The following is an 11,462-nucleotide window of genomic DNA, read 5'->3' on the forward strand; positions in this document are numbered from 1 at the left end:
TAGCAGTATTAAATATCTTATTACCCTTCTTCCTAAAATTACTAACTGTTGTTTAAAATAATCAAAAAAAGAACGTTAAATGTTTCTATTTAATAGTTAATATTAATCATTTTTGTAATTGCTACTAGTTTTTTCTCTTTTTTTACATTACATTTTAAAAGTTGAGAAAATTACAATAATTTTATAGGGGGAAAAATTTTGAATAAAAAAATACTGACCAGCACGGCTATTGCAGCGGTTCTTGGATTTACTGCATTTACGGGCAGCGGATTTGCGACCGCCTCCACAGCCCAATCAGAAGAATTATTAACACAATTCAAGAGCACTCTTGGCGGGGCACCCATCGATGCAGGAATTGCCAATGATGAAAAGCTGATCGAAATGCTGAAGAAAAATGGCACTTTGGCAAAAGATTCCGGTCCAGCAGAAGCAAACAAAGCTCTCGAAACATTTTTAGCTGCTAAAGAAGCAAGTGCTTCCAACGACAAGGCAAATACGCCTTTTGAGAAAAAGCATGAAAACCACTTGAAAGATAAAGCTAATAACAATGGCATGACAAGCGGCAAAGGCAATAAGCTTGGCCAGGCCAAGAAAAACACAGTCGATTCAGTAAAAGAAGAAGCTTACAGCGGTGAAGTTCGTGAAGATAAAGTACTTGTACTTGCTATCGACTTCCCGGATTATCCAGCCAGCTCGATTACTAAAGAAGAAACTGATATGTTCTATGAAGATTATCCGATCAGCCATTTCCAGGACATGGTTTTCGGTTCTGACGGCTATGAAGGGCCGAATGGTGAAAATATTATTTCCATGAAACAATATTACGAGCAGCAATCCGGCGGCAGCTATACACTGGATGGCACAGTAGCCGGATGGTATACAGCTGACCACCCAGCAGCTTATTATGGCGGTAACTACCCAACTGCCGATGACAGCGATGCTAGACCCCGCGATTTAGTAATGGAAGCTTTAACAAAAGCCGGACAAGATCCAAACGTGGACCTTTCTGAATATGACGTCTGGGACCGTGACGATTATGATGGCGATGGCGTCTATAATGAGCCTGACGGTATTATCGATCACTTGATGGTCGTCCATGCGGGCGTTGGTGAAGAAGCTGGCGGCGGTAAATTGGCCGGCGACGCAATCTGGTCCCACCGCTGGAATCTCGGAGCTCTTAAAGCTGTTCCAGGCGGAACTTCCAACAGTGACCGTTTCGGTGGCTTACTCGGAGCTTACGATTACACTATTGAACCTGAAGATGGTGCAGTGGGCGTATTTGCACACGAATTCGGCCACGACTTGGGTCTGCCGGATGAATACGATACACAGTACACAGGAGCTGGCGAACCGGTTTCTTACTGGTCGATCATGTCTAGCGGAAGCTGGGCAGGCGCTATTCCAGGTACGCAGCCTACTGGATTCAGCCCATATGCGAAAGAATTCCTTCAAAATGCTCATGGCGGAAGCTGGCTCAGCGGCTCAACTTTGAACGCGGAAGACATTACTGCTGCCGGAACTTCTGTTTTATTGGATGAAGGTGTTACAAAAGGAACAAATAACGATGCAGTACGCATTGATCTTCCTGACAAAGCAACTGTGGTGAACGAGCCGTTCAGCGGTGAAAACGAATACTTCAGCGGCAAAGGCAATAACTTGGACAACTCGATGTCAGTTGAAGTTGATTTGACCAATGCTACTGAAGCGGCTTTGAACTTTAAAGCCTGGTACGATATTGAAACGGATTGGGATTATGCTTCAGTTAAAGTGAACGGCGAATCGATTGAAGGAAATATCACGACGACTACAAATCCTTATGAGCAGAATCCAGGCCACGGAATTACCGGTTCTTCCAACGGCTGGGTTGATGCGAGTTTCGACCTTTCGGCATATGCTGGACAAACAGTCACTGTTGAATTGAACTATTGGTCAGATGGCTATGTAGCCCTTCCTGGATTCTATGCAGATGACTTAACTGTTTCTGCAGATGGCACTGCAATTCTTTCTGATGATGCTGAAGGCGAATCAGCCTTTGTGCTTGATGGTTTTAAAAAGGATAGCGGCTTGGTTTATTCTGAGCATTACTATCTACTGGAGTGGCGCTCGCATAACGGGGTTGATGAAGGTCTTGCCAACATTCGCCGTGGTGCAAGCCTGATGAGTTTCGATCAGGGTATGCTGGTATGGTATGTCGATCCATCTTATGATAATAACTGGACAGGCGATCACCCGGGCGACGGATTCCTTGGGGTAGTGGATGCAGATCAGCACACCAATTTCTGGAGTGACGGATCTGTTGCTGATACACGCTTTCAGTTGAACGACGCTGCTTTCAGCTTAGAAAAATCAAGCAAAATGTATCTTGATTACAGTGACTTGCTTGGTGTGACACTGAGAGACAATTATACTAAACGCAATCCACTATTCGATGACAGCGCGGATTACACTAATCCCGGCCTAGTCGATGCAGGACGCAATGTCCCTTCATACGGATTGAAATTCCGTGTTTCAGGCAAAAGTGCTGATGGAACAGTCGGACAAGTCTTGATCACTAAATAAAAACAAAACAGCTGTGCAAAAGAAATTTTGCACAGCTGTTTTTTGCTTTAACAAATATTGATAAATCAGCATTTCAAGAAAAGCGAAAGAGGCTCCCCATTAGAGGCCGCCCCTTTCGCTTTATTTCTTGGCTTTATGGACTTTCAATGTTTTGCCTTTGATAGTTTTATTTTTCATTTCCTTCAAAACCATCGGGCCTTTGCCGTTCAGGATATCGATATACGTCACCGTATCCTGAATTTTGATGATGCCGATGTCTTCAGCTGTAACACCTGGAATGCTTGTCAGTGTTCCGACAAAATCAAAAGCACGCAACTTCTTCTTTTTACCGCCATTGAAATAGAGCTTCATAATATCCTTGTTTACCTGCTCGTTCTTGTTGCGTTTAAGCTGCGGGCGGCTTTCAAGTTTTTCAGTGAAAGCTTCTTCCGCTGCACGCACCTCTTCTATGGAAGGCGCGGTTTTTTCAGGAATTTCAAATCCGATATATGCCTCGATTTCAGCCAGGAACTTATCTTCATGCGGCGTCACAAAGCTGATCGCTTTGCCTGTTTTTCCGGCGCGTCCTGTGCGGCCTGCACGGTGGACATAGCTTTCCTTCTCAAGGGGAATATCATAGTTGACAACATGCGTGATGCTGTCAATGTCGATGCCTCTTGCCGCTACATCTGTAGCGACCAGATAGCGGAATTCTCCGCGTTTGAAGTCATTCATTACAGCGAAACGATCTTCCTGCACCATACCGCCGTGCAATTTATCACAGGTATAATAATGCTTTTCAAGCTGCTCCATCACAAAATCGACATTATCTTTAGTCCGGCAGAAAATGATGCAGCTGTCCGGATTTTCAACGATGGTCACATCACGCAATAAAGCGAATTTCTGCTTTTCTGCAACGCGGATCAAATAATGTTCAATTTGGTTTTTCAATGTTTCAGTTGAAGCAATTTCAATATGTTCTGGCTGATTCATATACTTTTGCTGCAATTTCTCCACGTTTTCAGGCAATGTCGCAGAGAACAGCATTGTCATACGCTGTTTCGGCACCTTATTGATGATGGCTTCCACTTGTTCGATGAAACCCATATTCAGCATTTCGTCCGCTTCATCGAGCACCAGATACTCGATGCGGTCGAGTTTCAATGTACCGCGTTCGATGTGGTCGAGCACACGTCCTGGAGTACCTACAACCACGTGGCATTTCTGTTTCAATTCGGCCTGCTGGTAGGCAAATGGCTGCTTGCCGTAGACCGCTGCTGCTTTAATGCGTTTGAAGCGCCCGATATTGGTGATGTCTTCTTTGACCTGATCCGCCAGTTCACGAGTAGGTGTCAGAATCAGCGCCTGCGGTTTGTTTTCTTCCCATTCGACCATTTCACAGATCGGTATGCCGAATGCAGCGGTTTTCCCGCTCCCCGTCTGTGACTTTACAGCGATATCTGTTTTCTGCAATGCCACAGGAATCACTTTTTCCTGCACTTCCGTCGGCTCTTTATAGCCAAGTCCCTCAAGTGCCTTTAAAATCGGTTCACTTATTTTATAATCTTTGAAATCCTTGCTGTCCATGTATAATTCTCCTTCTCCGTCCAAAACGTCAGATAGTTCCATTATGGCATGGATTTTACGCATTCTCCAATAAACGATTATTAAGTTTAATTTAAGCTTTTATTGATCCAGCAGACTGACAGAAACTTTAACATCAAGAGACTGGCTGCCACCGCGGTAAACGCCTTGAACAGGACTTACATCATTGTAGTCGCGTCCAACGCCGACACGGATATGGTTTTCGAGCGCTTCCACATTGTTTGTCGGATCGAGTCCGACCCATCCGACTCCCGGCACCATAAACTCCACCCATGCGTGACTGGCCGCATCGCCGACCAGTGCCGAGTTTTCACCGACATACAGATAACCGCTGACATAACGTGCTGGAATATGCTTGCTACGCAAAATTCCCAGCATGACATGGGTGATGTCCTGACAAACTCCTTTACGCAAATCAAAGGATTCCGATGCTTTTGTGGATACATCCGTCGACTCGCCATTATAAGTGAAATGATCATGAATGTAATTCATGACATCTAAGGCGTACTGAACGGGGTTATCGAATTTCCCCAGCTCCCGGTCTACCTGCTCAATCTGTTCCGGATTCAAATAGGTATAGGCAGTGTTGCTTAAGTATGCCAAATAATGCTCTCCGAATAATTTGGAATGAAAGATTGCGCGCATTTCCGGTGAATAATCGATTTGATGGATGAACGGGCTTTTTTGGATACTGACAATGGAAGTTGTTTTGACTTCCAGATGCTGATGGTGTTCCGCGATGAAAAAGGTCTCAACGTTATTGCCCCATATATCGATGTGTTCCTTTGTCAATGAGGCCGGGGTGATGTCAGCACGATAAGACAGCAGTCGCTGAACTTCATCTGTTCTCGGTTTCAACCGGATGGAATTCATGCTTTGGTCTACAACCGTGTCGTACTTAAAGATATTGGTGTGCTCGATTTTATATTTCATAGAAGTGATTCCTTTCGCACTCTCCGTCTGGGTTTGGGTGCTCTTGTAGTTTTCGCTGTCAGGATCGATAAGGTAGTATGTCTTGGAAAAAATCTGGCCGATTTCATTGCAGCCATTTTGGAATTCATTTAAAAAATTCATCATGTCCTGCTGTTCTAAATCCTGAAAATTAAAATCATCAAAATCAGCAGTCAGCTGATCAATTTTCGCAAACAGTTCCCATGAATAATGGGATACTTTGCCGTCTTCCAATTTGACGATCGCTTCCCGCATATGATCCAGACAATAGCGGATAGACCGTGGGAAGCTTGAATTGGAAACCAGGAAAGTCAGCACAAGGGAAGGGTCCATTTTTGGCGGATTCGCCTTCAAGTACGCATCGTACCCATTTGTCATACGGAGAGCCGCAAGCCAGTAATAATAATCTTCCGACTGCTGCGCTGCAGACCTCGCCAGTGTACGTTCACAAACCACGTTAAGGATTCGCGCGGTTTTTTCAGCCCGTTCCAGCCATTTTCCAATTTTGATCATTTGGTACTCTACGCCGCGTGACATGGATGATTCCACGATGCCTTGGGAAGTTAATGCAGTGTTTTTGACTTTCTGTAAAAATTGCTGCATTTCACGGACAGAAAGATTTTCTGTATCCATATCCTGCAGCGTCAAATAGCATCTGTTCCAGACTTCCCAATAATCATCTGTAATATGGTCCCGGCTGACACGGGCATTTTCACGGATGAAACGGACACAGCTTGCCACAGAGTTGAAATTCTCTTCTTCCATGGCAAGATAATAAACAAGCTGATCTTCATTATAAGCAGGCAAGGACTTGATATATTCCATCATATCTGTTGAAGCGCAAATTTCATATATAAGCTTCCAATCATCATCCCTGACCAATTCTTCGTCAGATGCTTCAATCATCTGCAATAATTGTACATCCAAAATGCGCGCGTTGTTCTCGGCGCGTTCCGCGTTTCTCGACATCCAGTATAAGGAATTTGCAACTCGGCTCAGCATTCAGGAATCTCCTCCTTCTTCTTTTTTCTTAAAGACCCACGTATCTTTACCGCCGCCGCCCTGTGAAGAGTTGACGACCAATGAGCCTTCTTTAAGAGCGACACGGGACAAGCCGCCCGGCAGGACGTTCGTTTCTTTTCCGCGCATCACAAAAACCCTCAAATCCACATGACACGGATAAAATTTTTCACCCTGATAAGCGGGAGCACGGGATAATTTAATGGTAGGCTGTGCGATATATTGATGAGGCGATTCAATGATCTTCTCACGGAATATCTCGATCATTTCTTTGGAAGCGTGGGGGCCGACCAGCATATCGTATCCGCCGGAAGCACCTACATTTTTCACCACCAGCTCTTCAAGATGATCAAGCACCCATTCCCGCTCTTCTTCATTTTCCAGAAGATAGGTTTTCACATTATCGATCAATGGCTCCTCGTCCAGATAATAGCGGATCATTTCGGGCACGTAAGCATAAATCGCCTTATCGTCCGCAACGCCATTGCCAATCCCGTTGAGAATGGCGACATTGCCGTTTCGATAGGCCTGCAATAAACCCGGTACCCCTAATGCCGAATCTTCGTTGAATGCTTCGGGATCCAGAAAATCATCATCGATGCGGCGATAAATGATGTCCACTCTTTTCAAACCGCGAATCGATTTCATATATACGATATTTTTCTTAACGACCAAATCGCGGCCTTCTACCAGATCGATGCCCATTTGCTGGGCAAGGAAAAGATGATCGTAGTAAGCCGAATTGTACATTCCTGGTGTCAGCAGCACAGCAAAAGGCTTGCCTTTTTGAGTGGCTGGCGCATGGTCAAGGATGGCTTGATGCATATGGGTCATTTGATGTTCAAGAGTTTGAACAGAATGTTTAGCAAAAAATTCAGGGTAAACTTGCCTCATTACATACCGGTTCTGGTATACATAGGACATTCCTGACGGATTGCGAAGATTATCCTCAAGCACGTGGTATTTACCGTGTTCATCCCGAATCAGGTCGATTCCCGCGAGGAAAATATGGTTTTTCAGAGGAATTTCAATTCCTTTTACCTGTTTTTCGTAATAATACGGATTTTCTTCAATCAGATTTCTTGGTACAATGCCGTCCTGAAGAATCTTTTGATCTCCGTAGACATCTTCAAGAAAAAGATTTAATGCTTCTGCACGCTGAATCATCCCTTTTTCGACAACTTCCCATTCTTCAGGCGGAATGATGATCGGCACAAAATCGAAAGGCATAGTTCTTTCAGTTCCTACATTATTATTATAGACAGTGAACGTGATGCCTTGCCGGAGGAAAGATAATTGAGCGGTCTCATGCTTTTCGCGCAATTCCTCCTCACTGAAATGCTGGAGCAATTGAAAGAAATTTCTGTAATGAGGCTTCGGCTGCTTATCTTCTTCAAACATTTCATCGTAAAAAGGTTTTACTGTATAAGATTGAAACATAATTGGCCTCCTCTTTTCATTTCATAATATTCCGTTAATTCTGTTAAAAAAACTACCACTCACTAGCTGCGAGTGGTAGTTCCCTGTTGTATCCTTCTTTACTTGTCGAAAGTTGTATCGCTCTTATCCTTTTTCGACGAATCTTCGTCAATCCCTTTTTTTAAGGAATCGGTGTATTCTGTGCTGCCGCCAAATGCTCCGCCGCTCGGCGTCGAATCATTGAACGGGCTGCCTGTTTTGCCGGCTTCACTTTGTTTGGAAGAGCCAGTGTTTGTTGATGAAGACGAACCGGATTTTGAGTTCTCGCCAACTTCATCCTGCAGGGTTTTATCTGCCTTATCGAGCATATCCTTTTCCTGGTCCATCATCTTTTGCTGGCTGTCAATTGCATTCTTGACCTGGTCAACCGCTTTCGAGACATAAGGTTTTGCTTTATCAACCAATCCACCGGACTGCTCATTGAAACGGTCCAGACCTTTTTTCACGTTTTCTTTCATATTGCCGGATTGTGAAGTTCCGGATGTTCCGGCAGAAGTGCCGTTGGAGTCCACTTTTTTCTGAGCCATAGCGGAACCGATTGCCGCTCCTATACCTAATAAGACTAATTTCCCGAACATACCGCCTGAACGTTTTGCCATTGGAATCTCTCCTCCTCAGTATTTAAATACACTGTGTTCTTATTATTTACTATTCCAGGGTAACTTAAACCTTTTCCCTACTAAAAAAGACACACTGATTTTCTGCCAGGTGTCTTGTGTAGGGAAATTCATCCTATTAAATTTTGCCTTCCTGCTGCAGCACCTTTTCGAAAGCCTCCACAACTTCTGGATCGTATTGGATGCCAGAAAGGCTGCGGATTTCCTCCATTGCATACTCAGAGGTATAAGCTTTGCGGTAAGAGCGATCTTCAGTCATCGCATCGAACGTATCACAGACACCAATGATTTTTGCTTCCAGCAGAATTTCGTCCGCTTTCAAACCGAATGGATAGCCTCTGCCATTAATGCGCTCATGATGTTGTTCCACTATATCAGCAAGCTTTTTATAAGCTGTTTTCCGGAGCATATCTGCGCCATCCCCCGGATGCTTTTTAATCATGTCGAATTCTTCATTCGTCAATTTACCCGGTTTATTCAAAACTTCTTCCGGAATGTTTATTTTACCGATATCATGAAGGATGGAAGCGATGAATAGATCGTCCATTCTTTGTCTGTCCAATTTCATTCTCTTGGCAGTTTTAACAGCAAACTGGGACACACGCAAACTATGTTTATGCGTATATTTATCTTTTTTCTCTACTAACCCACCGACTCGTTGAAGCTCTTTTATTTCTTCGCTAACTGAATGAAAAACTAATGAATTAGATAAAGAGAGAATCGAAACTTCTGATTTTGCCATCATTTGAACTGGTTCGTCCAAATCATTTGTTGAAATCAAGTCATCTGGGCCAACATGAATAGTTTCACCATTGACCTGTAATTCCAATTCACCTTTCAGTACATAGAAAAATTCATGGATATCTGTCTCTTCACTAGGAAAAAGGATCATGAGCTTATCTTTTTGGACAGTTTGCTTCATTAATTCCATACCGCCACCACGCCCAAGAAGACTCAAGGTAGTTGATCGGTTTTGGACTGTTTCAAGGTATTCATTTCTCAGTATATCCAAACCTTTCACCAATACACGCCCCTCCTAAAAAAAAGCACTATGTGAAGTATATTAGCGCTATACTTCCATAGTACTTTAATTGAGCCTTTTATGACAATAGGTTTTACCAACCAATCACTTTAATCGGATCGATCATTCTTTCACGATCAGCGAATTGAACTGGAATCCATACCATTTCAACGTCCAGGCCGGAAGCTGTTGCCTTTTCCATCCCTTGGAACGTCATAGCCTGTGTTCTTGTGTTCAAAGCAGCAATTTCTGCTTCAACTTTCGAATCATAATTATTCCATGCATCGGATTTTTTCTGTTTGTCAGAAACTCCGGAAACCTCTACTAAATAATCTTCATACATTTCTTCTGCCAATGCCTGCACTCTAGCGATTTCTGCATAAATTTCGTTGTTCACTCTGTATACTTCTGCCAAAGCGGTTGCTGTTTCTGAATTTACGGCTGGCTGTCCGGTCGTTTCAGCAAACCCTCCGCCCGTAAATGCAGTAAAAATCAATAGCAATGAAAAAAGTGCAGTGATTGAATATTTCTTCAACATTCTGTTTCCTCCCCTTTTCCCTGATAAAGCTTGAATATAATAAGGGTTATCCATAGAAAATGTACCTATTATACTGCAAGCACCTCACGTATAAGTATAAATGAACTAGGCATAAAGAACAATATGAACTTGAAAATTTTACAAAATAAACAAGCCGGAATTATTCCGGCTTATCTCTTTACGGCAGTACTGTCGCGCCCATTAAATAACGGTCGCATTCCCTTGCGGCTTCTCGCCCTTCGTTGATTGCCCAGACAATCAGACTTTGTCCGCGGCGCATATCGCCAGCTGCAAAAATCCCTTCAGCGCTTGTTGCATACTTTCCATATTCCGCTTTCACACATGAATTTGGCTCAGTCGCGACATCCATCTGCTGAATCAGAGCTTGTTCGGGTCCGCTGAATCCGATGGCAATCAGCACCAAATCCGCTTTCCATATTTTTTCTGTGCCGGGAATTTCCTCCCGTACCCGATTGCCTTCTTCATCAATACGCAATTTCACATTGACTGTATGGACTTCTTTGACATTTCCTGTGTCATCTCCAACAAACTTTTTCGTCATTACAGCATATGCCCTCGGATCTTCCCCAAAAGTGGCTGCAGCTTCTTTATGGCCGTATTCGATGCGGTGAACTTTTGGATATTGCGGCCACGGATTGCCCTGCTCATCACGTATTGCACCTTTTTTGTCATAGACGTCGAATTGGACAAGACTCTCACAGTCGTGGCGTACAGCTGTAGCAAGACAATCTGTACCAGTATCGCCGCCTCCTATGACAATGACGTTTTTGCCTTCAGCTGAGATGAAATTCCCGTCTTCGAAATTCGAATCCAATAAGCTCTTTGTGCTGGCATGCAGAAAATCCATCGCATAATGGATGCCGCCAAGCTCCCGACCCTCCACGTGAAGGTCACGGTGAACCGTTGAACCGGTGCACATGATGATCGAATCAAAATCCTCTTTCAATTGATCAGCGGCATAGTTCTTGCCGATCTCAATATTCGTTTTGAAAGTGATGCCTTCCTGTTTCAGAATTTCCACCCGGCGGACCACCATTTCATAAGGCAGTTTCATTTCAGGTATTCCGTACGTCAGCAAGCCGCCAACCCGATCATTTTTTTCAAAGACGGTAACCCAGTGGCCCGCTTTGTTCAATTGCGCCGCAGCTGCAAGTCCAGCCGGACCTGAGCCGATGACCGCCACATGTTTGCCGGTGCGCGTTTCAGGCGGTTCGGGCACGACCCAGCCTTCTTCAAAACCACGTTCAATAATCGACCGTTCAACTGTTCTGATGGCTACCGGCGGTTCATTGATGCCGAGCACACATGACCCTTCGCATGGTGCCGGACAAGCTGTCCCTGTGAACTCTGGAAAATTATTCTTCAAATGTTCACGGTGCAGCGCTTCTTTCCACTGCCCTCTGTAAACCAGATCATTCCATTCAGGAATCAGGTGATTGACCGGACAGCCGGTCGTCACATTTTCCAATTCCATGCCGGTATGGCATGTTGGTACACCACAGTCCATGCAACGCGCTCCCTGCTTCTGAACTTCTTCATTAGTTAACGGAATCGTATAGTCATTCCAGTCGCGCGTCCGTTCTGCGGGGTCACGTTCGTTCAGCGTCTGTCTGTTATATTCCATAAATCCGGTGCTTTTCCCCATCATATCCCTCCCTGATTAATTCTATTA

At 44.3% G+C, this 11,462-nt stretch carries 8 protein-coding genes; 1 reads left to right on the forward strand and 7 read right to left on the reverse strand.

The window, feature by feature from the left end; genetic code table 11:
* Positions 1 to 198 precede the first annotated feature (198 nt).
* Positions 199 to 2,559, forward strand: coding sequence for an immune inhibitor A domain-containing protein (locus tag D2910_RS05515; RefSeq protein ID WP_377280281.1), 2,361 nt, complete (start codon positions 199 to 201; stop codon positions 2,557 to 2,559).
* Between the two features lie 120 nt (positions 2,560 to 2,679).
* Here D2910_RS05515 and D2910_RS05520 read toward each other — a convergent pair whose 3' ends face one another.
* The 7 genes from D2910_RS05520 to D2910_RS05550 all read right to left on the reverse strand — a co-directional run bounded on the left by D2910_RS05520 (position 2,680) and on the right by D2910_RS05550 (position 11,435).
* The gene (locus D2910_RS05520) at positions 2,680 to 4,125 is read right to left on the reverse strand and encodes a DEAD/DEAH box helicase (RefSeq protein ID WP_117312676.1); all 1,446 of its coding nucleotides are present in this window, start codon (positions 4,123 to 4,125) and stop codon (positions 2,680 to 2,682) included.
* A gap of 99 nt (positions 4,126 to 4,224) precedes the next feature.
* The gene (locus D2910_RS05525; protein WP_084243912.1) at positions 4,225 to 6,096 is read right to left on the reverse strand and encodes an alpha-E domain-containing protein; all 1,872 of its coding nucleotides are present in this window, start codon (positions 6,094 to 6,096) and stop codon (positions 4,225 to 4,227) included.
* Positions 6,097 to 7,554: a circularly permuted type 2 ATP-grasp protein gene (locus D2910_RS05530; RefSeq protein ID WP_117312677.1), complete on the reverse strand. Its 1,458-nt coding sequence runs from the start codon at positions 7,552 to 7,554 to the stop codon at positions 6,097 to 6,099.
* A gap of 98 nt (positions 7,555 to 7,652) precedes the next feature.
* Positions 7,653 to 8,192, reverse strand: coding sequence for a hypothetical protein (locus D2910_RS05535; protein ID WP_084243910.1), 540 nt, complete (start codon positions 8,190 to 8,192; stop codon positions 7,653 to 7,655).
* 136 nt (positions 8,193 to 8,328) lie between these two features.
* Entirely contained in the window at positions 8,329 to 9,231 is a 903-nt protein-coding gene (locus D2910_RS05540) for an HD domain-containing phosphohydrolase (protein ID WP_117313052.1), read from the reverse strand.
* Between the two features lie 94 nt (positions 9,232 to 9,325).
* Positions 9,326 to 9,769, reverse strand: coding sequence for a hypothetical protein (locus D2910_RS05545; protein ID WP_117312678.1), 444 nt, complete (start codon positions 9,767 to 9,769; stop codon positions 9,326 to 9,328).
* A gap of 178 nt (positions 9,770 to 9,947) precedes the next feature.
* Entirely contained in the window at positions 9,948 to 11,435 is a 1,488-nt protein-coding gene (locus D2910_RS05550; protein WP_117312679.1) for a glutamate synthase subunit beta, read from the reverse strand.
* Between the last annotated feature and the right edge of the window lie 27 nt (positions 11,436 to 11,462).

This window comes from Planomicrobium okeanokoites (genome assembly GCF_003428875.1).
Taxonomy (GTDB): domain Bacteria; phylum Bacillota; class Bacilli; order Bacillales_A; family Planococcaceae; genus Planococcus; species Planococcus okeanokoites.

What these genes read in the sequence shown, in the direction of transcription:
- D2910_RS05530 (WP_117312677.1), bottom strand. Translation starts at nt 7,554, where the DNA reads ATGTTTCAATCTTATACAGTAAAACCTTTTTACGATGAAATGTTTGAA.
- D2910_RS05525 (WP_084243912.1), bottom strand. Translation starts at nt 6,096, where the DNA reads ATGCTGAGCCGAGTTGCAAATTCCTTATACTGGATGTCGAGAAACGCG.
- D2910_RS05520 (WP_117312676.1), bottom strand. Translation starts at nt 4,125, where the DNA reads ATGGACAGCAAGGATTTCAAAGATTATAAAATAAGTGAACCGATTTTA.
- D2910_RS05535 (WP_084243910.1), bottom strand. Translation starts at nt 8,192, where the DNA reads ATGGCAAAACGTTCAGGCGGTATGTTCGGGAAATTAGTCTTATTAGGT.
- D2910_RS05545 (WP_117312678.1), bottom strand. Translation starts at nt 9,769, where the DNA reads ATGTTGAAGAAATATTCAATCACTGCACTTTTTTCATTGCTATTGATT.
- D2910_RS05550 (WP_117312679.1), bottom strand. Translation starts at nt 11,435, where the DNA reads ATGGGGAAAAGCACCGGATTTATGGAATATAACAGACAGACGCTGAAC.